At 70.2% G+C, this 23,847-nt stretch carries 9 protein-coding genes; 1 reads left to right on the top strand and 8 read right to left on the bottom strand.

Annotation, left to right across the window (positions count from 1 at the left end):
• Window positions 1–147: 147 nt before the first annotated feature.
• The 3 genes from ACFY9V_RS20605 to ACFY9V_RS20615 all read right to left on the bottom strand — a co-directional run bounded on the left by ACFY9V_RS20605 (window position 148) and on the right by ACFY9V_RS20615 (window position 12,152).
• On the bottom strand, window positions 148–396 hold the full coding sequence (locus ACFY9V_RS20605; RefSeq protein WP_391162298.1) for a hypothetical protein: 249 nt from the start codon (window positions 394–396) through the stop codon (window positions 148–150).
• A gap of 11 nt (window positions 397–407) precedes the next feature.
• A complete protein-coding gene (locus ACFY9V_RS20610) occupies window positions 408–11,300 on the bottom strand; it encodes a LamG-like jellyroll fold domain-containing protein (protein ID WP_391162299.1) in 10,893 nt (3,630 codons plus the stop codon).
• A 279-nt stretch (window positions 11,301–11,579) separates the two neighbouring features.
• A complete protein-coding gene (locus ACFY9V_RS20615) occupies window positions 11,580–12,152 on the bottom strand; it encodes a hypothetical protein (protein ID WP_391162300.1) in 573 nt (190 codons plus the stop codon).
• A 260-nt stretch (window positions 12,153–12,412) separates the two neighbouring features.
• Between ACFY9V_RS20615 and ACFY9V_RS20620 the strand changes: the two genes are divergently transcribed.
• Window positions 12,413–14,095, top strand: a complete 1,683-nt coding sequence (locus ACFY9V_RS20620) for a DUF2079 domain-containing protein (protein ID WP_391162301.1) — start codon at window positions 12,413–12,415, stop codon at window positions 14,093–14,095.
• Window positions 14,096–14,126: 31 nt separating this feature from the next.
• Here the strand turns inward: ACFY9V_RS20620 and ACFY9V_RS20625 are convergent, their stop codons facing one another.
• The 5 genes from ACFY9V_RS20625 to ACFY9V_RS20645 form a co-directional block, all read right to left on the bottom strand.
• Window positions 14,127–15,035 (bottom strand): TolB family protein, encoded by a 909-nt coding sequence (locus tag ACFY9V_RS20625; RefSeq protein ID WP_391162302.1) that lies wholly within the window; start codon window positions 15,033–15,035, stop codon window positions 14,127–14,129.
• A 142-nt stretch (window positions 15,036–15,177) separates the two neighbouring features.
• A complete protein-coding gene (locus ACFY9V_RS20630) occupies window positions 15,178–16,272 on the bottom strand; it encodes a glycoside hydrolase family 19 protein (RefSeq protein WP_355346863.1) in 1,095 nt (364 codons plus the stop codon).
• 121 nt (window positions 16,273–16,393) lie between these two features.
• Complete coding sequence (mfd, locus tag ACFY9V_RS20635; RefSeq protein WP_355346860.1) at window positions 16,394–19,933, bottom strand: transcription-repair coupling factor; 3,540 nt, start codon at window positions 19,931–19,933, stop codon at window positions 16,394–16,396.
• A gap of 263 nt (window positions 19,934–20,196) precedes the next feature.
• A complete protein-coding gene (locus tag ACFY9V_RS20640) occupies window positions 20,197–22,764 on the bottom strand; it encodes an FtsX-like permease family protein (RefSeq protein WP_391051633.1) in 2,568 nt (855 codons plus the stop codon).
• The gene (locus ACFY9V_RS20645) at window positions 22,761–23,549 is read right to left on the bottom strand and encodes an ATP-binding cassette domain-containing protein (protein WP_391162304.1); all 789 of its coding nucleotides are present in this window, start codon (window positions 23,547–23,549) and stop codon (window positions 22,761–22,763) included. The genes ACFY9V_RS20640 and ACFY9V_RS20645 overlap by 4 nt, the downstream gene beginning before the upstream one ends.
• Between the last annotated feature and the right edge of the window lie 298 nt (window positions 23,550–23,847).

Here is a 23,847-nt window from a genome sequence, read left to right on the forward strand (position 1 = left end):
AACTGGCCCGTCTGCACCCTCGGTGGGCGGGACCCGCTGGTCGCTGCGCGAACTCGTCGCCTGCCTGCGGTAATTCCACGGTCGGATGATAATCATCGCCCGACCCACGCACAGCATGTCCGACCTAGTGGGAAAATTGAGATTAAATCAATCGCCAGGAAACCAGGACGGAACAAGGGACATTAGCTCTTGGTCCGTGACGCCCCCTTCGGTCCAGCTCAGCAATTCAAGCTTCATTTTTACTGACCAGTCATACTCTTTACCGAGAGCGGATGCCGCGTTAATTTTCCTTCCGCCATTTTCCCCGAATGCTCGCAGAAAGTCGGCGATGTCAATAATCGACGCCCCTCCCCGCTGCATGCGGACTGCCTCTGCGACCCAGTCATCGGTGGACACCCTTGCACCCCTTAGGGTCTCGTAAAGATTGGCTCGACCTTGGAGTAGGCCCCTGGTTCGCCGATAAGTTTAAGAGATCGCAGCACACTGAAGCCGCTTCTCGTAGCGACTTTCCCTGTCCACGTGTGAAGGATCGCCTCTTCCGCTGGCATGCCTCCACCCGTGAGCTTATTAAAGGTGGCTCGATTCTCCTCGATAAGATTACCATTGATGGAAGTGACTCGATCACCAAAGTGGCGAAGTGCCCTGTTGAACACTTCAACACCCCTCACAGGGCTCTTTTTTGTCACCTCGGCGAGCATCGTCATAGTGCCATTATGGTCAACCTCTGCCTCAAAAAGGCTTTCCGATTCCTTGTGCTCCCATGAATAGGTATTAGGACCAAGCTTCTCAGTTTCGCAGTTGTGGACCAGGACCGGCGTGGCGCCGGCCTCCACGTAGTAGGTGTGGAGGTCGCCGATGGTCAGGTCGTATGTGGTGGTGTGGGCGTGGAAGAGGCGGACGGTGGTGATCTGGGCGGTGCCGGTGGGGGTTTGGAGGAGGTCGCCCTGGTGGAGGTCCTTGGCCTCGACGAAGGCGGACTGGGTCGCGTCGTAGAAGGGGTGGTGGAAGGTGGTGGTGAGGTGGCCGTTCACCGGCGTCGGGGCGGCCGGGGAGACCGCCGCCACCGGGGCCGTGGCCGGGTGGGAGTCGGCCGCGTGGTGGGTCGCGCCCAGGGCGCCCAGGACCGCCGCGGAGGCCGCGAGGCCGAGGGCCGCGCGCCGGACCACCTTCTTCGCGGCGGACGTCACGGCGTTGGCCGCGACCGGCTTCACCCCGACGTCCACGAAATCGTGGTCCGTCGTCGTCACGATCACCGCGGTGACCTTGTGGCTCTGCGTGCCGGAGGCACCCGGCACCGAGTTGACGACGGAGTCGCCCACCTTGATCCGGTCGATGGCCTTGGTGCCGCCGCCCGCCATGAGGACACGGGAGCCGGCCGTGAAGCTGTGGCAGGTCCCGCTGTCGGTGGCCGACTTGGCGGCGCCCGACTCGCCCTGGCGCGCCGCGGTCTGGGTGGCGTCGCCCGCCGCCGCCTCCTCGGCCTCGGTGGCGCCCTTGCCGAACAGCCCGCCGACGGCCTCCATCGCCTTGGGGGCGAACTTGCTGAGCACCTTGCCGCCCAGCGACCCGAGCGCCCCGCCGATCGCGCCCGCGACGGCGCCCGTCACGGCGGAGGTCGCGAAGGCGCCCGCGCTGCACGCCGCGCCGCCCGCCTCGGCGCACTTGAAGCCCTGCTCGACCAGTGACCCGGCCGCGCCCGCGACCGCCGCGCAGCCGATGGAGCCGACGCCCGCCGTGACCGCCTCGCAGCCCATGAAGACGGCGGTGGAGACCACGAAGGACGTGATGGCCGCCGCATGGTGCTTGGCGTAGGTGGCCGCGGTTTTCACGGCCTTGACAGTGGCGTGATACGCGGTTCTGGATGCCTTCGCCACCGCCTTGGCGGTCTTCTTCACCGCGTGGACCACGCGTTTCGCGACCTTCTTGACCGCGTGGTAGGCCGAGTGGACGGCGTGCACGGCGGCGTGGACGACGCGTTTCACCTTGCGCGCCGCGTAGTGGTAGACGCGACGGGTGTAGCGGACGGTGGCGCGGTAGACGTCCCGCACGTGGTGGACGACCCTCTTCACCACGCGCTTGGCGGCGTGCACGACCTTGTGCACGATCGGCGGCGTGTAGTGGTAATAGGCGTACGAGGCGTAGAAGTTGAAGGAGCTCCAACTGCTGGAGGCGTACGAGGTGGCCGCGTGGTAGGTGCTGCTCACCGCGTGGCTGACGGCGTGGCTCGCCGCGTGCCAGACGCTGCCCAGGCCCCAGTTGCCCGAGGGGTCCGTGCCGTCGAGCGGGTTGTCGCCGACGTACGCGAAGGGGTTGGCCGCCGCCTCGTTCGGCACCGGGTTGACGGACGCGGAGTCCTTGTTCATGAAGGTGCCGGTCGCCGGGTTGTACCAGCGTGACGCGGTGCCGACCTTGCCGGTGTCGGCCTCCGTCCAGCCGGACTGGAAGCCGAGGTGGCCGATGAGCCCGTTGTTGGCGGTGACCTTGCCCATCGGGTCGTACGTCGTGGAACCGGCCAGGGTGGTCGCCCCCGGCGCGAAGTTCCCGATGACGTCGTCGTGGCTGTCGGTCAGGGCCAGTTGGCCGGTGCCCGGCGCGGTGCCGCCGTTGATGCCGATCAGCGAGCCGCCGGGATCGTACGTATAGCTGTAGTTGCCGTCCGCGGCGATGGTGTTGTCGGCGCCCGAGTACTGGAAGGCGCGCGAGGACTGGTCGGCCGAGTTGGCGTCGGTGATGTTCCGGCCCGACGCGTCGAGCGTGTACGAGTGCGTGCCCGCGGTGATCTGGTTGTTGTACGCGTCGGTGGAGTAGGCCACTTGGCCGTTGGCGGTGGAGGTGTCCGAGGTCATGGTGCCGCGCGCGGAGTACGCGTAGCTGTGGACGCCGTCCGAGGTGAGCTGGTCGCGGGCGTCGTAGGTGTAGACGTCGGCGCCGACGCGGGTGCGGTTGCCGGAGTCGTCGTAGGAGTAGTTCGTGGTGGCCGTGCCGTTGTTCCACGAGCTGAGGCGGTCGGCCTGGTCGTAGGTGTAGACGTTGTTGGAGGCGCCCGCGACCCCGACGGTGTTCTTCGACGTCAGGTTGCCGTTCCTGTCGTAGCCGTAGGTGATGGCCGACAGTGTGCTGGCGCCCTGCGTCAGGGTGTCGCCGGTGAGGTCGTGCGCGGTGTTGTACGTGAAGGTGCGGGTCTGGCCGCTCGCGCCGTACTTGACCGACGCGGTCTGGTTCAGCGTGTTGTAGCCGTAGGTGAGCGCGGTGCCGGAGGCCGCGTCGTTGAGCGTGGACAGCCGGCCCGCGGTGTCGTAGCCGTAGGAGGTGGTGCCGGCCGCGTCCGAGCGGGTCAGCGGTGAACCGTCGTCGTTGTAGGTGAAGTTGGACGAGCCGCCGGAGCCGCCCGCCGACGTCAGGTCGCCGCGGTCGTCGTAGCTGAACGTCTCGTGGGTGGCGGCCTGGTGGTCCTTGGCGCCGGTGGTGCCCGCCTCCGCGGTGTCGGCGGCGGTCACCTGGTTGTCGTGGTCGTAGGTGAAGCTGCGGGTCGCGGTGGCGGCGTCGGCGCCCTGTCCCGAGGCGGTCTTCAGATTGCCGAGCTGGTCGTACGTCATCGTGTGGGTGACGCCGCCGGGCAGCGTGCTGGAGACCAACTGCCCGTCGAGGTCGTAGACGTTGGTGGTCGTGGAGTCGGCCGCCGAGCCGTACTGGGCGGTGGCCGGCTGCTTCACCGTCTCCTGCTGGCCCCACGGGGTGTATCCGTACAGCCAGGAGTTGTTGCGGCCGTCGGTGAACCGGGTCCTGTTGCCCGCCGCGTCGTACCCGAAGGACGTGGTGATCGAGGTGGTCGCGGTGACCGGCTGGATCTCCTGGGTGACGGTGCCCGCCGCGTCGTACGTGAAGTGGCTGGTGTTGCCGTTCGCGTCCGTGGAGGCGGTGAGGTTGCCGACGCCGTCGTAGACCTGGTGGGTCTGCCTGAGCTGCGTGTTGGCGGCGTCGTACTGGGTGCTCAGCGTCGGGTTGCCCGCGACGTCGAAGTCGGTCTCGGTCCAGGTGTTGTCCGGCTGGATCGTCTTCTGCCGGTTCCCCATGAAGTCGTACGTGTACTTGGTGGTGTTGCCCGCGCCGTCGGTGACCGAGGTGACCTCGCTGGCCCGGTCGTACCCGTAGGTGGTGGTGACCCCGGCGGGCGTCGTGGTCGACGCCAGATTCGCGCCGTACGGATTCCCGGCGGTCACCGCGTACGAGTTGGTGGTGGTCAGCACCCGGTTGGAGGGGAAGCGCTCCAGCGTGGTCGCGGTGACCTGCCGGCCGAGGTAGTCCCAGGTGGCCTGGGTGACGGCTCCGGTGCCGTCCGTCACCGAGAGTTGGTCGCCGTTGGTGTCGTACGTGGTGTGCAGCTTGGTGCCGTCCGGCTCGGTGACCTGCGCGAGGTCGCCGAGCTGGTCGTACAGGAAGCCGGTGGTCCTCCCGCCCGGTGTGGTGGAGGAGATCTGGTTGCCGTCGGAGTCGTACGACCAGGCCGACGTGGCCGCCAGCGGGGCGGACGCGCCCGCCGGGGTGTACGGCGGCAGGGTCTCGGAGACCTTGTTGCCGTTGGCGTCGTAGACCGTGGTGGTCTGGTTGCCGGTCGGATCGACCTCTTCGACGGCCTCGCCGAAGGTGTCGAATCCGCTGGTGGTGACCGGCCGTTGGGTGACCGGCTGGCCGCCGCCGGTCTCGACCTGGACGGCGGGGGCGGTGGTGACCGCCAGATTCCCCGCCTCGTCGTAGGAGTAGTCGGTGGTGAAGTTGTCCGCGTCGGTCATCGACTTCGGCAGCCCGCGCTTGTCGTACGTGTAGCGGGTGGTCTGCTCGGTGGAGGAACCGACGGTGCCGCCGGTACGGCCGTTGCCGTACAGCGTGTTGACCTCGGTGCCGGTCAGCGCGCGCGGGTAGACCTGCACGTTGGAGACCGCGCCGGGCAGGAAGTCGGTCGGCGCGCCGTTGTACTTGCCCGCGCCGATGGTCAGCGGGCCGTTCGCGGACCACGGCGCGGTGTTGGTGCCGCTGCCGGACAGCGCGCCGTTGACGTAGATCTGGCTGGCGCCGTTGGCGACGTTGTACACGCCGACCACGTGCGTCCAGGTGTTGGTCTTGGGCACGGCGGTGGAGTACGCGGACGGGAAGGTCGGCGCGGCCGTGTCGGCGCTGGTCTGCTCCATGCTCCACAGCGGCGCGCTGGTGTGCGCGTAGTTGTACTGGAGGTAGAAGGCGCTGGCCGTGGTGCCGCCCTGGGCGACGATCGTCGCGTTGTGGGTCGGCAGCGACGCCATGTTGACCCAGGCGGAGACGGTGTAGGACCCGGCGGTGTTGAGCACCGGGCCGTTGGTGGCGATCTGCTGGCCGGAGGTGCCCGCGAAGGTCGCCGCGTCGCCGCCCCAGGTGACGCCCGAGGCGGCGCCGGTGTAGCCGCTGCCCGAGGTGTCGGTGACGGTGGAGCCGGTGGTCTGGTCGAGCTTCCACCAGGCGGAGGGGTGTCCCGAGGCGTCGCCGTGCAGCGTCTCGGTCAGGGTGTTGCCCGCCGCGTCGTAGGTGGAGGAGGTGGTGCGGTCGAAGCCCGAGGAATCGTGCTCGTTCTGGGTGGCGACCTGGTCGTCCGGGGTGAAGGACACGCTGGTCACCCGGTCGACGCCGGTCGGGTCCACGGTGGTGCTCGTGGTCCTGGAGGCCGCGTCCACCGTGAAGTTGACGACCGTCTGCCCGTTGTCGGTGGTCTGCGACAACTGGTTCCCGGCCGCGTCGTACGTGGTGGTCTGGAGCACCGTCGAGGCCGTGCCGTCGGCGCTCTTCTTGGTCGCGGTGACCGCCAGGCCGTTGTCGGTGTAGGTGTACGACGTCGTGGCGCCCATCGAGTCGGTCACCGACGCCAGCCGGCCCGCCGGGTCGTACGCCCGCGAGGACTCCGTCAGCGTGGTGGCGGCCTGCGGGCTGACCGGGTCGCCGGTGTACTGGAGCGTCTGGGTCAGCAGGTGCCCGTTGTCGTCGTACGTGTAGTTGGTGACCGTGCCCGACTTGGACACTTCCTGCGTCTTGTTGCCCGACGTGTCGTACGTGTACGTCGTCGTCCCGCCGTTGGCGCCGCCCGCGTTGGCGTTGGCGTCGGTCTGGGTGAGGACGTGGTCGTACGCGTCGTAGGTCTGGGTCTCGGTCCGGGGCGCGTCGCCGCCGCTGAGGTCCTTGACCGTCTGCGAGGTGATGTCGCCGTCGGCGTCGAAGACCGTGGTGGTGGCCGCCGCGTGGGTGGCGCCGGTGACCCGGTCGGTGAGCTGCGGGTCGTCCTCCTCGGTGATCTGCCCGGCCTTGTCGTAGGTGTAGGACGTGGTCAGACCTGCGGGGTAGGTGTCGGAGACGGCCTTCTTGGTGAGCACCTGCCCGAGGCCGTCGTAGGTGTAGCTGGTGACCAGGCCCACCGCGTCGGTGGAGGAGGCCACGTCGCCGTTGTGGAAGTAGGACACGGAGTTGACCGCGCCGCCGGGCGAGACCGACCGCACCGGCAGGCCCTTGGGCACGTTCCCGCTGTCGGCGGCGGGGTAGGTGGCGGTGCCGTCGCTGAACACGGTGGTCGAGGCGCGCCCGTTGGGGAAGCCCGCGACCGGCGGTCCGGTCACCGCGGTCTCGTCGCCGAACGCGTCGTAGGTGTACGAGGTCAGGTACGTGGGGTCGGTCGCCGAGGAGGAGCGGCCGTCCCGCTCGGTGAGCAGCACGTCGTTGCGCGGGTCGGCGGTGGTGAGCTGTTCCGTCGTGTCGTCGGGGAAGTACGTGTAGTACTCGGTGGAGCAGACCTTGGCCGCCTGATTCTGGCAGGTGGTCGAGGAGACGACGTTGCCGCGGACGTCGTGGCCGGTGACGGTCATCGCGCCGTTGGGGTCGGTGACCGTGTGCTCGTAGCCGCCGGTGTCGTAGCCGAAGCTGGTCCTGTTGCCGAGGCCGTCGGTCTCGGTGAGCTGGCGTTCGTTGTTGACGACGTCGTAGGTGTACGTCGTCACCTTGTTCGCCGGGGAGGTGACCTTGACGGTCTCCACCGGCAGCAGGCCGGTGGAGTTCTTGCCCGCCTGGAAGTGGCTCTCGGCGTCCTGCGCGGTCAGCGCGGTGCGGTAGGTGGCGACGTCGGCGAGCGTGCCGTTGAAGTAGGCGACGGTGCCGTTGGTCAGGCCGGTCCAGCCGGAGCCGGTGGTGCCCGCGCCGATGTAGGCGGTGGTCCTGGCGCTGTTGGACAGCGCGGCCGTGGCCGTCTTGGTCGCGGCCTGCGCGCCGTCGAGGTACAGGGTCTGGCTGGTGGCTCCGGCGCTGAGCAGCACATGGTGCCACTTGCCGTCGGTGACGGTGCCCGTGGTGCCCATCTGCACCGAGCCGGACGTGGTGTAGAAGCCGCCGTAGAGTTTGCCGTCGCTGCCGATCCACAGTTGCGGTGTCGTGGAGGACACGGTCGAACCGATCGCGGCGCTCTGCGTGTTGAGCAGGATCGCGCCGCCGTGGGTGGTGGTGAACCACAGTTCGGCCGAGGCCGCGGTGTCCCCGGTCACTGTGTCGGGCACCTTCACCCAGGAGCTGGTCCCGTTGAACGTGGCGGCCTTCTGGTCGCTGAACGGCCCGGTCGCGCCGAGCGTCACCGCGTTGTACGTACCGGTCCCGCCGCGCGTCTCGTCCAGCGCCGTGGTGGCGCCCGCGGGTTCGCCCAGCCGGAAGTACGTGGCGGGCGCGCCGCCGAGCACCGCGCCGCGGTAGGTCTGGCTGGAGCCGGTGACGGTCGGCGCGCCGAGCTTCCAGACGCCGCCGTTCTCGTCGGTGAGCTGGGTCAGCGCCGTGGTCGCCGGGTCGTACGTCATGGCGTGGTACGTCTTGGCGGACGGCCGGGTGACCGTGCTCAGCAGGCTCGCGGCGTGGGTGCCGTAGGTGCGCAGCGCGCTCGCGTCGGCGGCGACCAGCGGGCGGTCGTACCAGGCGGCGTCGGCGATCGCGCCGTTGAAGTACGTCGCGTAGCCGGTCTTGTCGGTGGTGCTGGAGTGCGGCTGGTCGGGCCAGGCCCCGCCGAGGAAGCCCGCGCCCAGGGTGTTGTACGGCTGGTTCTTGCCGAAGGCGATGCCGGGCTGGATGGAGATCGAGCCGGACACCGAGCCGACCTTGGCGCCGTCCAGGAAGAGGGTCTGGCTGTTGCCCGCGGCGGACAGCACCATGTGGTGCCACTTGCCGTCGGCGACCGAGGCGGTGGTGCTGATCGGCGCGATGCCGCCGCTGTACCAGAATTCGGCCTTCAGCTTGCCGTCGGTGCCGACGTAGGCGGCCGGGGTGTAGCCGCCGGGCGAGTCGCCCGCGGTGACCGGCTGCGAGGCGTAGGAGTAGAGCACGCCGGGCCCGGCGGAGGTCTTGAACCACAGCGACAGGGCGCCGGAGTCGGTGTTGTTGCCCATGTCGAACGGGAGGGTGGCGTACGAGCTGGTGCCGTTGAACCCGATGGCGGTGGCGGCCGATCCGGTGAGCGGGCCCGCCTGGCCGTAGGTGACGCCGCTGTACGCGAGGTTCTTGGTGCCCTGGTTGGCGAGGACCGCGTCCTTGCCGACGGTGCCCGACGCCTCGGACATCGGCCACACCGCCCGCGGGTCGAGGTCGAGCGCGGCGTTCTGGTACTGCGATCCCGCGGTGTAGTTGTACGCGGTGCACTGCGTGCTGGAGATCGGCGAACAGACCTTCGTGAGCTGGTCGTTGGTGTAGCCGTACGTCCAGGTCTGCGCGGAGTTCGGGTCGGCCGCGGTGACCGGGTCGGTGACGACGGTGGCGACGTGCGCGGCGCTCGCGCCGGTGGGTGTCTGCCAGGTCAGGTGCAGGGCGCGGGCGGAGGTCACCGAGGTCATGGTGGTGACGTGGCCGCTGGTCCAGGTGAAGGTGACGGCGCGGCCGTTGGCGTCGGTGACCGAGGTGATGCCGTACGCGCCGGAGCCCAGCGACTGGGTGAAGGCGTAGACGGTGGCGTTCTTGTCGGTCAGCGTGTAGCCGCCGGTGACGGCCTTGAAGGTGGCGAAGCGGCCCGCGGGCGGCGAGTAGCTGCCGTCGCCGTTCTTGCCGAAGCCGACCTGGGAGCCGTCCGGGTAGGTGACGACGTTGGAGACGACGGCGCCCGCCGGGTTGTACTGCTCGGTGGCGCGGGCGTCGAAGATGCTCGACCAGCCCGCGCCGAACGCCCCGGTCCAGCGCGGGTCACGGGAGTTGTAGTCGCGGTCGACGTCGAGGCTCGGGCCGACGGTGGAGACGGTCGCGTCGGTGTCGGAGGTGGTGTAGTTGCCGATCGACGGGTCGTAGCCGTGGTCGCTGCTGTTCTGGGACAGCCCCGAGGTGATCAGCGGCTGCGGGACCTGGATCGCCATCTGGTACCAGGTGGCGCCGGAGTACAGCCCCGCGTCCTGCGACTGCACCGTCCAGGAGTAGCTCTGGCCCCACTTGAGCTTGCCCGCCGGGACCGTCCAGGAGCCGGTGGTGAGCAGTCCGGAGTCGACGACCTTGGTGTTGGTGTTGTCGTAGATCTGGAAGTCGTACTTGGTGGTGGTGTTCGCCTGCGAGTTGGCGCCGCCGGACCAGGCGGTCAGTTGGGGGGTGGTGGTGTACTCCACCTCGTTGTCGTTGGGGTACTGCTGGTAGACCTGCGGCGGGGTGGTGCCGGTGTACGTGACGTCGATGTACGGGCCCTTGCCCGCGTCGGCGAAGGAGCCGAACTGCTTCCAGTGCAGGGCGTCGGTGGTGGCCGCGTAGACCGCGAGGCCGTAGTCGGGGGTGGTGCCGTTCATCCAGCCCTGGATGGAGGCGGTGGTGAGCGGCACCTCCACCGCGTTGCCCTTGGTGGGGTCGGCGGCGGTGTTGGCGCAGGCGATGGGGACGCTGGGCGTGAGGTTGCCGATGGACGCGCCGTGCGAGGGGCCGGGGTAGGTGGTGACGCCGGTCGGGGTCCACGGCGCGGTGATCAGCGCGACGTCGAAGCGCTCGGCGGTGCAGGTGGAGGCCCAGGTCTCGAACAGGTGCAGCGACGCGGCGGTCACGGTGACCTTGGAGCCGTCCCAGCCGCCGTACCAGTGGTTGACGAAGGTGTTGGCGGAGTGCGTGCCGGAGTCGTACGAGCCGATCTTGACGGTCTGCTCGAAGGAGTGGTCGCCCGCGGGGTTGCCGGACTCGGCGTAGGTGGTGGTCCAGCCGTCGACGATGCTGGGGTCGACGGTGACGGGGAAGACCCGCGCGGGGTCGTGCAGCCACGCCGGGTCGAGGGTGACCTTCAGGGCGGTGCCGCCGTGGTCGGCGACCAGCCGGTAGTCGACCGCGTAGGTCGTCGTCGGCTCGCCGGAGCGGCGGTCGACCTTGGAGTCGTAGGCGTAGGCGCGCGGTATCCGGGCGGTCACCTTGCCCGCGGCGTCGCGCAGTTCGACCGAGCCGTCCTTGACCTGGACGGGGGTCAGGCCCTGGAGCCTGAGCGGGAAGAGCCAGGAGTTGGCGGCGCTCGCCGCGTGCAGGACGACGGCTTCCTTGACGCCGGTCGCGGACGGGGCGACGACCAGGTCGGTGCGCGGCAGGGCGTCCGGGTACGTGACCTGGTCGCCCGACACGGCGGCGGTGACGTCGGCCGCGCCGGACAGGCCGTACGCGACGGAGTGCGCGGCGTCGGTGCGCAAGGTGGCGAGGTCCGGCGCGGAGGAGCGCGGCGCGAAGTCGACGCCGAGGGAGTTGGCCGCCTCGTGGAGGCGGCCGTCGGCCCGGCGGTGCACGCTGGTGTCGATCGGCTGCCAGGCGCCGTGCGCGTCCCGGTAGTTGACCGGCGTCTGCGACACGCGGCGGGTGTGCGTGCCGTCCGCGTTGTCGAACACCGTGACGGTGTCGGTCGACTTCGCCGCGTTCCGCTTGCTGGTGCGGGCGGAGTAGCCGCCGACGACACCGCTGCGGCCGGACGTGGACGCCTTGCGGAACGGGTGGTAGGCGTCGAGTTCGCCGGGCGCCTTGCCGGGCTTGTGCCCCGCGCCGACGTGCGCGCGGGTGGAGTCCGCGGTCGCCCGGTGGCTGTGCCCGGCGGCGGTGCCGCTCTCCTGCTGCGGCACGCGCCCCCAGTGGGGGTGCTTCAGCCACGCGGTGAGCGAGGCGAGGCTGGGCATCGACAGCGCGGGCAGGGTCGCCCCGTCCGCCGCCGCCTGCTCCGTGGTCAGCACCAGTGCCAGCGCGATCAGCGACAGCATCGCGGTGGCACGCAGCCACCGGCGACGGAGGGTTGTTCTCCGGGACGAACGACGGGCGAAGGATGCGCGCACGGCACAGGCTCCTGACAGGATCGACACAGAAAACTTGCCGATCGTGACCGTTTTCCTCACCCGCGGATAGATCGTGGGGACGATCCGGGGACACTCTTTGCCTGTACATCATCAAGCGCGGCGACTTGTGACCCCTGTCCCGGTTCGTTCCGGGAACGATCTTTACGATGGAGGGGTTTGGTCCGCCTTTCGCCCTGCTTTTGGGCAAGAGAGGTCAAGCCCGCGCGGGCCTCCCGGCGGACCCCCTCAACGACGTCTCAGCGACGTCTCAGCGACGCCTCAGTGACGCAGCGCGTCGGTCACGGCGGCCTCGACCGCCTTGCGCGTGCTCGCGGCGGAGCCCCCGGGCACGGCGGTGACATTCGCACCGGGCGCGTCAGCCGTACCGCCCGTACCGCCCGCCTTCTCCCCCACGGCCTTCTCCCTCACGACGACGAAGCGCGTGCCGGGGAACTTCGGTCCCGCCGCCGGGACCGCCCCGTCGGGGGCCGCGCCGACCGTCAGGACGACCGTGCACTTCCGGTCGGCCAGGGTCGCCAGATAGGGCCCGGCCGCCGCCGCGCTCTGCTCCCCCGCCATCGCCAGATAGCTGACCTTCGCGTGCGTCCCCGCCGAGGCGTCCCGCATCCCCGCCCACACCGGCGCCGCCGCCGGGTCCGCCAGACCGCGCTCCCCGGTGAGCAGACACGCCTGCTGGTCGGTGTACGTACGCGCCCGGGTCGGCGGCAGGGCCCGCTCCTTGCCGGGGCCGGAGGACGTCAGGACCAGGGCGGTCACGGTGGCGGCCACCGCCACGGCCGCGGCGCCCGCGAGGAGTATCCAGAGCCGATGCGCGTTCGTCCACGTTTTCACGGCGGGCAGCATATGCGGCGCGGGCCGCCGGGACAGCGGCGGCCGAGGGGTATCTTTCTCGCGGTGAAGCACCGCATAACGGTGCATACGGGACGGACACCGCGGGGCCGCGCCGGTCCGCCGGGAGCGGCGGGCCCGTGGTGCCGGGACGCGAGTGGCGGAGGTGAGTGGGGATGGCGGGTTCAGGAGTGCCCCCGGCACAGCCGCGTCCCGTATCTTTTCCGGCAGACCCCGACCCAGCTTCCGCGGGAGGACCGACGATGGACAGGGCCGAGGCCGTCATACCGGCGCAGGACACCAGAGCCGCCGCGCCCGGCGGCACCACGGTCGACGACGCGCCGACGACCGGCTTCAGGCTCGGCGGCATCGGGCCGCGCGTCGACCCGTATCTGCTGGCCACGGTCTTCTTCGCGGCGTTCCTCGCGCTGTCGGTCACCCGCTACCGGCGGATGCTCACGATGTCGTGGGACCTGGGCATCTTCGAGCAGGCGGTCGGCTCCTACGCGCACTTCCACGCGCCGGTCGCCGACCTCAAGGGCCCCGGCTTCAACATCCTCGGTGACCACTTCAGTCCGATCACCGCCCTGATCGCCCCCTTCTACCGGGTGTTCCCGAGCCCGGTGACGCTGCTGGTCGCGCAGGCGCTGCTGTTCGCGCTGTCGATCGTGCCCGTGACCCGGGGCGCCGCCCATCTGCTGGGCCGCGGGCGCGGACTGGCGGTCGGCGTGGCGTACGGGCTGTCGTGGGGCGTGCAGCGGGCGGTCGAGTTCGACTTCCACGAGATCGCCTTCGCGATGCCGCTGCTGGCGTTCTCGCTGGAGGCGGTGCTGCGCAGGAAGTGGGCGCCGGCGATGTGGTGGGCGCTGCCGCTGATCTTCGTCAAGGAGGACATGGGCGTCACGGCCGCCGCGATCGGCGCGATCGTGTGGCTGCGGACCCGCAAGGAGACCGAGCCGGACGCCGGGTCCGGGGCCATGTCCGGGGCGTCGTCAGGGGCGGGGCCGGTCGGCGGGTCCGGGGCCGTCGGCGGGTCCGGGTCCGCGCGGGGCGAGGACGTCGTCCCGGCGCCGCGCGCCGACGGCGGCGAGGCCCCGGAGGCCCCGGAGGCCGACGGGAGCGGGACGCGGGCCGAGGAGCCGCCGCGGCTCAGCGACGGCATGCGGTACGGGCCGTACGCGCTGGGGCTGGTCAGCCTCGGGGTGCTGGCCTCCGCGCTCGCCTTCGCGGTGATCATCCCGGCGTTCAACAGCGCGGGCGGATACGACTACTGGAACAAGCTGAACGGCAACGGGGCGCCGATGCCGGGGCACATCCCGTTCGGCACCGCCGTGCACACCCTGCTGTGGATTCTGCTGCCGACCACCGGCCTGCTGGCGCTGCGTTCGCCGCTGCTGCTGGCCGCGCTGCCGACCATCGGCTGGCGGTTCATCTCGCACGACGACCACTACTGGGGCACCGACTGGCACTACAGCGCGGTGCTGATGCCGGTGGTCTTCCTCGCCCTCGTGGACGCGGCGGCGCTCTCCCGCAGGAGCCCGCGGCCCTGGCTGCGCTCCTACGCCTCGGGGCTGCCCGCGGCGGCGGCGGGCGCCGCGCTGGCGCTCACCTTGACGATGCCGCTGGCCTCGCTCAGCCACTCCGACACCTACAAGGTCGACGCGCACACCAAGGCCGTGGAGAAGCTGCTCGAGACGGTGCCCAGCGGCTCCTCGGTGGAGGCGAACGTCGGGCCGATCAGCCGTCTCGTCCACCGGACCACGGTGTACTGGGTCGGCGACACGCAGGGCATCAGCCCGGACTACATCGTGATCGACAACTCCTCCGGCTGGGTGCCCGATCCGCTCACCTACGCCAAGCAGCTCCACCCGAACGCCGAATATCAGCAGATCGTCAACGCCGAGGGCTATGTGATCATGCACCGGACGAGCCCGCCGAACGGCTAGGGCCGGGCGCGTCGGGCGCAGCGGGACCGGCTCAGGCCGTCGGGTAGTCGACGTAGGCGAAGCGGCGGCTGTCCGGGGCCCAGCTGTTGACGTTGAGGCTGCCCTGGCCGCCGGGGAAGGCCAGGACGTCACGCGGGGCGCCGCCGTCCGGGTCCATGACGCGCAGGACGACGTCGCGGTCGGCCGGGTGCCCCTCGGTGCCGGGCGGGAAGCTGATGTAGAGGACGTGTCGTCCATCGGGTGACAGGTGCGGAAACCAGTTGACGCGCGCGTCCGAGGTGAGCCGCGTCAACTCGGTGCCGTCCGGCCGCATCCGGAAGAGCTGGGCGTGGCCGGGGACGGTCGCGCCGTGCTCGGAGTTGAAGTAGATCCAGGCCCCGTCGGGGCTGAACTCCGGGCCGTCCGCGGGCGCGGGAGAGTCCGTCAGCCGGGTGTCGGGGCCGCCGGCCGCGGGGACGGTGAAGATGTTGCGGTAGCCCCACTCGTCGCCGCCGTACGGCTCGACGCCCACGTACGCCAGCGTGCGGCCGTCGGGCGAGACGCCGTGCAGGAAGTGCCGGAAGGGTCCGGGGCCGCGGTCGTTGGTGACCCGGCGCGCGGGTCCGCCCTCGAACGGCACGGCGTGGATGTGCCCGTCGCCCGCCGACAGATAGACCGTGCCGCCGTCCGGCGAGAGCACATGGTCGTTGTTGGCGTCCGTGATGCCGCCGGTGTCGATGACCTCGGGCGCCCCGCCGTCGGGGGCGATCCGCAGCAGCAGCCCGTCCTGGTTGAAGACCAGCCAGCGGCCGTCCGGCGACCAGTTCGGCGCCTCCAGCGCGCTGTCCGCCGTCTCGTACACCAGGCGCGGCTCGCCGCCGTCGATGTCCCCGACCAGCAGCCGCGCGCGCTGTCCCGCCGCCAGCGGCCGTACGTTCGTCCCCGCTCCGGTGATCGTCACAGCCGCTCACACTAACGCGCCCCGCTCGTGGTGAGCGGGGCGCGTCGGATGAAGCGTGCGTACGGGCTGGGCGCGTACGGCCTTACCTGTGTACGGCCTTGCGTGCGTACGGCCTTGCGTGCGTCCGTGGGGCGACGCCGGGTCAGCAGCTCAGGTTGTTGCCCGCCGGGACTCCGAGGATCGAGACGAAGCTCTGGTAGGAGTTGACCCGGCTCTGCACCTGCGCGGGGTTGCCGCCGTTGCACTCGATGCTGCCGTTGATGCTGCGGATGGTCTCACCGAATCCGGCGCCGTTGACCATGGCGTTGTGCGGGGTCATGGTGCCGGGGCCGGTCTGGGTGTTCCAGTACCACAGGCCGGTCTTCCAGGCGACGGCCGAGTCGGTCTGCACCAGGTTGGGGTTGTGCAGCAGGTCGATGCCGAGCGCGTCGCCCGCGGCCTTGTAGTTGAAGTTCCAGCTCAACTGGATCGGCCCGCGGCCGTAGTACGCGGACTGTCCGGCCGGGCAGCCGTAGGACTGGCTCGTGTCGCAGTAGTGCGAGTAGTTCGCGGTGTTCTGCTCGACGATGTAGACGAGGCCGCCGGTCTCGTGGCTGACGTTGGCGAGGAAGGCCGCGGCCTCCTGCTTCTTCACCGTGTCGCTGCCGGTGTTCGCGAAACCGGGGTACGCGCTGAGCGCCGCGGTCAGGCCGCTGTAGGTGTAGAAGGAGTTCCGGTTCGGGAACATCTGGTTGAACTGGGCCTCGGTGACGACGAATCCGCTCGGGTTGCCGGGCGGGGTGGTCGTACCGCCGCCGTTGCAGCCGAACGGGTCCCAGTACCAGGTGCTGATGGTGGGGTCGTAGCCCGGGTTGTCGTGGGAGGCCTTGTAGTAGTTGCCGTTGCTGTACTTGACGATGTCACCGGCGACGTAGTTGTGGCCCTGGACCCACGCCGGGTAGTTGCAGGTCCCGCCGGTGCCGCCCGTGGTGCCGCCGGTGCCGCCCGAACCGCCGGTACAGGCGCCCTGGTCCGACCAGACGTCGGCGGCGCCTGGCGTCTCGCCCTGGGTCCACCACTTCGCCAGCCAGTTGTGGCTGTTGTACGACGCGCCCATGCCGCCGGTGTACACCGACGACGAGTTCCACGCGGTGGAGCAGCCCGCGGCGGAGGCGGTGGACGCCAGCGGTACGAGGATGGCGATCCCTATCGCGACCGCGAGTGCGGTGAGGAACGCTATGAGCCGTTGTCTCGACACGTGACCACTCCTTGTGGGGGTTCGAGTGGGGTCGGGACAGACTCAAGCGGAATGGTCTGGACCTGTCAAGGTCCAGACCATTGAACGTCCGCCGGGCGGTGGGAAACCGGCTGGAACAGCCCTAGTTGTCCAGCACCGTCGTCAGGAACTCCGCCGTCCACTCCAGCAGTTCGCGTCCCACCACCGGCTTGCCGCCGATCCGCGCCGTCGTCGGACGCGGGACGAGGATCTGCTTCGTCGCGTGCTTGAGCACCGTGCGCGGGTAGAGCCGGTTCAGCCGCAGCTCCTGCGACTCGCGCAACTCCACCGGGCCGAAACGGACGTTGACGCCCTGGAGGGTGATGTCGCTGACGCCGACCTTGCGGGCCAGCATCCGCAGCCCCGCCACCAGCAGCAGATTCTCCACCGGCTCCGGCAGCTTGCCGTAGCGGTCGGTCAGCTCCTCGCGGACCGCCGCGATGTCCTCGGCCGTGTTGGCCGCCGCGATGGCCCGGTACGCCTGGAGCCGCAGCCGCTCGCCCGGCGCGTAGTCGTGCGGGACGTGCGCGTCCACCGGCAGCTCGATCTTCACGTCGAGCAGCGTCTCCTCCGGCTCGCCGCCGCTCTCCAGCGCCGAGCGGTAGTCGGCGACGGCCTCGCCCACCATCCGTACGTACAGGTCGAATCCGACGCCCGCGATGTGCCCGGACTGCTCGCCGCCCAGCAGATTGCCCGCGCCGCGGATCTCCAGGTCCTTCATGGCGACGTACATGCCCGCGCCCATCTCGGTGTGCTGGGCGATGGTGGCGAGCCGCTCGTGCGCGGTCTCGGTCAGCGGCTTCTCCGGCGGGTACAGGAAATACGCGTAGCCGCGCTCGCGCGAGCGGCCGACGCGCCCGCGCAACTGGTGGAGCTGGCTGAGCCCGAAGGTGTCGCCGCGCTCCACGATCAGGGTGTTGGCGTTGGCGATGTCGATGCCCGACTCCACGATCGTGGTGGACACCAGCACGTCGAACCGCTTCTCCCAGAAGTCGACCACGACCTGTTCGAGCTGCGACTCCCCCATCTGCCCGTGCGCGGTGGCGATCCGCGCCTCCGGCACGATGGCGCGCAGCCGCGCCGCCGCCCGGTCGATCGACTCCACCCGGTTGTGGATGTAGAAGACCTGGCCCTCGCGCAGCAGTTCACGCCGGATCGCGGCGCCGATCTGCCGCTCCTCGTACGGGCCGACGAAGGTCAGCACCGGGTGCCGCTCCTCCGGCGGGGTGGTGATGGTGGACATCTCGCGGATGCCGGTGACCGCCATCTCCAGGGTGCGCGGGATCGGGGTGGCGGACATGGTCAGCACGTCCACGTTGGCCCGCAGCTTCTTGAGCTGCTCCTTGTGCTCGACGCCGAAGCGCTGCTCCTCGTCGACGATGACCAGGCCCAGGTCCTTGAACTTCGTCTCGGAGGAGAAGAGCCGGTGGGTGCCGATCACCAGGTCCACGGTGCCGTCCCGCAGCCCCTCGATGGTGGCCTTGGCCTCGCTGTCGGTCTGGAACCGCGACAGCGCCCGCACCTTGACCGGGAACTGCGCGTACCGCTCGGCGAAGGTGCCCATGTGCTGCTGCACCAGCAGCGTGGTCGGCACCAGCACGGCGACCTGCTTGCCGTCCTGCACGGCCTTGAAGGCCGCCCTCACGGCGATCTCGGTCTTGCCGTAGCCGACGTCGCCGCAGATCAGCCGGTCCATGGGGACGGACTTCTCCATGTCCTCCTTGACCTCGGCGATGGTGGTGAGCTGGTCGGGCGTCTCCGCGTACGGGAAGGCGTCCTCCAGCTCGCGCTGCCAGGGGGTGTCGGGCCCGAAGGTGTAGCCGGGGGCGGCCATCCGCGCCGAGTACAGCTTGATCAGGTCGGCGGCGATCTCCTTGACCGCCTTCTTCGCCCGCGCCTTGGTCTTCGTCCAGTCCGCGCCGCCGAGCCGGTGCAGCGAGGGGGCCTCGCCGCCGACGTACTTGGTGACCTGTTCGAGCTGGTCGGTGGGGACGAAGAGCCGGTCGCCCGGCTGGCCGCGCTTGGCGGGCGCGTACTCGACCAGCAGGTACTCGCGGGTGGCGCCCTGCACGGTGCGCTGCACCATCTCCACATAGCGGCCGACGCCGTGCTGCTCGTGCACGATGTAGTCGCCCGCCTGGAGGGTGAGCGGGTCGATGGTCTTGCGCCGCCGGGACGGCATCCGGCCCATGTCCTTGGTGGACGAGCGCTGCCCCGACAGGTCGGTCTCGGTGAGCACCGCGAGCTTGAGCGCCGGGTCGATGAAGCCGTGCTCGATGGAGCCGGTTGCCACGTGGACCACGGACGCCGCGAGGTCGGCCAGCTCGATGTCGAGGCGGGCCGCGATGCCCTCGCCGCCCAGCACCTCCACCACGCGGGCGGCCGGGCCCTGGCCCTCGGTGACGTAGACGGTGCGCCAGCCGTCGGCCAGCCAGCCCTTGGTGTCGGCGAGCGCGCGTGCGGTGTCGCCGCGGTACAGCTCGGGCGCGTGCATGCCCAGCTTGAGGGTGTCGGCGGCCAGGTCGTCGGCCTCGTCGGCCGCGAAGGGGCTCACCGACCACCAGGGGACGCCCAGCTCGCGGGCCCGGTCGCGCACGTCGGCGATCGACCACAGCGAGGCCGCGCCCAGGTCGATCGGCGCCTCGCCGCCGCCGGCCGACGCCGCCCAGGACGCCTCCAGGAATTCGCGGGAGGTCGCCACCAGGTCGGCGGCGCGGGTACGGACCCGCTCCGGGTCGCACACCACGGCCATGCTGCCCGCCGGGAGCACGTCGAGCAGCAGCTCCATGTCGTCGACCAGCACCGGGGCCAGGGACTCCATGCCCTCCACCGCGATGCCCTCGGCGATCTTGTCCAGCAGCTCGTGCAGCTCGGGGTGGGCGACCGACAGCGCCGCGGCCCGCTCCTTCACCTGGTCGGTGAGGAGCAGCTCGCGGCAGGGCGGCGCCCACAGGCCGTGCTCGGCGACTTCGAGGGAGCGTTGGTCGGCGACCTTGAAGTAGCGGATCTCCTCGACGTCGTCGCCCCAGAACTCCACTCGCAGCGGGTGCTCCTCGGTCGGCGGGAAGACGTCGAGGATGCCGCCGCGCACCGCGAATTCGCCGCGCTTCTCGACCAGCTCGACGCGGGAGTACGCGGCTGCCGCCAGGCCCTCGGTGACGGTGCCCAGGTCGGCGCTCTGCCCGGTCCGCAAGGCGACGGGCTCCAGGTCGCCCAGGCCCTTGACCTGCGGTTGCAGCACGGACCTGATGGGGGCGACCACGACCTGTACGGGTCCGGTCGCCGCGTCGTCGGCCCGCGGGTGCGCCAGGCGGCGCAGGACGGCCAGGCGGCGGCCTACGGTGTCGCTGCGCGGGGACAGCCGCTCGTGCGGCAGCGTCTCCCACGCCGGGTACTCGGCGACGGCGTCCGGCGGCAGCAGGGTGCGCAGCGCGGCGGCCAGGTCCTCCGCCTCGCGGCCGGTCGCCGTGACCGCCAGTACGGTGCGGTGCGCGCGGGCCGCGAGCGCCGCGATGGCCAGCGGACGCGCGGCGGGCGGCCCCACCAGGTCCACCATCGGCCGGGCGCCGGAGGCGGCGGCCTCCACCGCTTCCGCGAGGGCGGCGTCCTCGACGACGACGTCGACCAGACCGTTCAGACTCATGAGGGGTTTTCCGTCCCGGGGCAGAGGCAACGCGAAGCACCCGACACGTGTCACGGGCCGGGGGTACCTCCAGCGTACGACGTACCGCCGACAGCCACAGGCCATCGCGTGAGCCGCGGGGCCGCGGAGCCCGTGGGCGGGGACGCCCGGCGGGGGGACGGACCGGGGTGCGGGACGCGCGGGCGGCCCCGGAGCGCGGGGGGTTGCGCTTCCGGGGCCGCGTCTGTGGTGACCTGCGCCACCGGCCGGTGTGACCGGCGGCGTCAGTCCGTGGCGATCGCGTTCAGTACGTTCATCCGCCCGGCCCGGAAGGCCGGGAGCAGCGCGGCCAGCAGGCCGACGACCGCGGAGCCGATGAAGACCAGGATGATCGTCGTCCACGGGATCTGGAGGACGCCGAGGCCCTGGGAGGCCAGCACCTTCTGTCCCGTGGTGCCCCAGCCGAGGCCGAGACCGAGGCCGACCAGCGCGCCGAAGAGCGCGATGACCACCGATTCGAGGCGGATCATCCGGCGCAGCTGGCGCCGGGAGGTGCCGATCGCCCGCATCAGGCCGATCTCCCGGGTGCGCTCAACCACCGACAGGGCGAGGGTGTTCACCACGCCCAGGATGGCGACGATGATCGCGAGGCCGAGCAGCCCGTAGATCATGTACAGGAGCTGGTTGACCTGCTTGTGGATGAGGTCCTTGAAGTCGGACTGGTCGCGGACCTTGAGCTGCGGGTAGTCCTTGACGGCCGCGGTGAGCGAGGCGCCCGCCTCCTTGGCCTGGCCGTCGACGGCCTTGGCGAACATGATCTGGTCGAGCGGCTGCTTGTCCGCCGGGAGGTACTGCTTGGCGGTGGCCAGGTTGGTGTACCAGGCGCCGTGGTCGACCGTGGTGTCGTCGCTGGTGATGACGTTGACGCGGAGCTTGGTCGGCGTGCCGCCAATCATCGTCACCGGCAGCTCGTCACCGATCTTGATGTGGTGGTCCTTGGCGTACGCCTCGTTGACGGACATGCCGTTCTTCGCGTACGCGTCCTTCAGATTGCCCTTGACCGTCTTGAGCCGCAGGTCGTCGGCGTAGGTCGGGCTGACCGCGCTGAACTGCTTGGTGACCGTCTTGCCGTCGGGCAGCGTGACCTTGGCGTTGACGCCCGCGTACTCGGTGAAGTGCTCCATGTGGGAGGCCGACTTGATCGCCGCGACCAGGGCGGGGGTCAGCGGCTGGCCGCCGTCGGGCTGGAGGATGAAGTCCGCGCCGACCGACTTGTCGAGCTGGTCGTCGGCGGAGGCCACCATGGACGAGCCGACCACCGACATGCCGGCGACCAGCGCGAGGCCGATCATCAGCGCGGAGGCGGTGGCACCGGTACGGCGCGGGTTGCGCAGCGCGTTGCGCTCCGCGAGGCGGCCCATCGGTCCGAAGAACCGCAGGATGACCGCGCTGACCGCTCGTACGATCACACCGGCCAGCAGCGGGCCGATGATCACGAAGCCGACCAGGCTGAACAGCACGCCCAGGCCCAGCAGTCCGCCGCCGGAGGACGCCTTGTCCGACTGTCCCGCGCCGACCAGCGCCACGGCGCCGATCGCGCAGACCAGGACGCCGATCGCGGCGCGGATCCGGCCGGACTTCGCGTCGGTGGGGGTGCCCGCGTCGCGCAGCGCGGCCATCGGGGAGATCCGTCCGGCCCTGCGGGCCGGGATGTAGGCGGAGATCACGGTGACGATGACGCCGATGGCCAGGCCGACGATCGGGGTGGTGGCCTTGATGGTCAGCTCGGAGGTGTCGAGCTTCATGCCCGCCTGGCCCATGAGCTTCATCAGGGCGATGGCCAGGCCGATGCCGCCGCCGATGCCGAGCACCGAGCCGACGACGCCGAGCAGCACCGCCTCGACCAGCACCGACCGGTTGACCTGCTTGCGGCTGGAGCCGAGGGCCCGCATCAGGCCGATCTCGCGGGTGCGCTGGGCGACCAGCATGGAGAAGGTGTTGACGATCAGGAAGATGCCGACCAGGACCGAGATGCCCGCGAAGCCGAGCATCGCGTACTTCATGAAGTTCAGGAAGCTGCCGACGTCGTCCTTGTCCTTCTTCTTGGTCTCGGCGGCGGTGTCGACGGTGTACTTGCCCGCGCCGATGGCCGTCGTGACGTCCGCCTTGAGGCGGTCGTCGGTGACGCCCTTGGCCGCGGTCAGGCCGTAGCCGGTGTACGCGTGGCTGTCACCGAGCAGCTTGGCCTGGGCGGTGGCGGTCTCGATGTAGATGACGGCCGCGCCGGGGTTGGTGGTCTTGAAGGTGACGATGCCGGAGATCGTGACGTGGAAGTCGCCGGGCGCGGCGATGACCCGCAGCGTGTCGCCGATCTTCAGGTGGTGCTTGTCGGCGGTGTCGGCGTCGATCACCGCGTCGGTGGGCCCGCGCGGGGTGTTGCCCGAGGACAGCTCGACGGCCTTGGTCTCGGTCGGGTCCCAGTTGCTGACGATGGTCGGGGCGCCGCTGGTCGGGCTGATGCTCTTGTTGTTCGCGTCGGCGACCGTCACCTGGTCGCTGGTGACGTCGGGGTAGGACTTGGCGACGCCCGGCACCTTGAGCAGGGTCTGCTGGAGCGAGGCGGGCACGGTGTCGGGCCGTCCGGTCTCCTGCGCGTCGTCGACCTTCTTGGCGCTGATGGTGACGTCGGAGGCGGTGGAGCCGAAGAGCTTGTCGAAGGTGGCGGTCATGGTGTCGGTGAACACGAGCGTGCCGCACACGAACGCCACCGAGAGCAGGACGGCGACGGCGGACAGCGCCATGCGTCCCTTGTGCGCGAGGAAGTTGCGCACCGATGTCTTCAGGACGGTCACGAGGTCCTCCCGCGACCGTCGAAGGACTTCATGCGCTCCAGGACGCCGTCGGCGGTCGGGTTCTGCATCTCGTCGACGATCCGGCCGTCCGCCAGGTACAGCACGCGGTCGGAGTAGGAGGCGGCGACCGGGTCGTGGGTGACCATCACGATGGTCTGGCCCAGCTCGTCCACCGACTTGCGCAGGAAGCCGAGGACTTCGGCGCCGGCGCGGGAGTCGAGGTTTCCGGTCGGCTCGTCACCGAAGATGATCTCGGGGCGGGCGGCGAGGGCGCGGGCGACCGCGACGCGCTGCTGCTGACCGCCGGAGAGTTGCGTGGGGCGGTGCTTGAGGCGCCCGGCGAGACCGACGGTCTCCACCACCCGGTCGAACCAGTCGCGGTCCACCTTGCGGCCCGCGATGTCCATGGGCAGCGTGATGTTCTCCGCCGCGTTGAGCGTCGGCAGCAGGTTGAAGGACTGGAAGATGAAGCCGATCTTGTCCCGGCGGAGCTGGGTGAGCTTCTTGTCCTTGAGGGTGGTGATCTCGTTGTCGCCGATCCAGATCCGGCCCTCGGACACGGTGTCCAGCCCGGCCAGGCAGTGCATCAGCGTGGACTTGCCGGAGCCCGAGGGGCCCATGATCGCGGTGAACCGGCCGCGCGCGATGTCGACGTCCACCGCGTCGAGCGCCAGGACGCGCGTCTCGCCGCTGCCGTACGCCTTCGTCACCGCTCGGCCTGCTGCGGCAACGGCCGGACGCTCTCCGCTGCCCCCGGACTTGGGAATCGTCACTGCCGTTGTCACGTGAATCTCCTGTGAGGTCGATGCGGGCCCTGACCAGGCCCTGTTGAGCCGGTGTGCTCAGCTTGTCGGAGCGGCGTCCCCCGGCACGATGGGGGAGGTCTCCGTCTTGTGGGTGGGGCTGTCCCCACCCCGCCTCATGACCGTATGGAACGGACGGCCCGGGATCGTCATCCGCCGGTACGAACCGATGGCCACCAAAAGTAGGTACCTCCCCCTAGGGGTCTGCTACCTGAGGCTCATCCCCGTGTCGGGGACATCGCCGCGACCGCGCGAAGGTGTCCTTTACACGTACGGGAGT

The sequence above is a fragment of the Streptomyces sp. NPDC008317 genome (genome assembly GCF_042955955.1).
Taxonomy (GTDB): domain Bacteria; phylum Actinomycetota; class Actinomycetes; order Streptomycetales; family Streptomycetaceae; genus Actinacidiphila.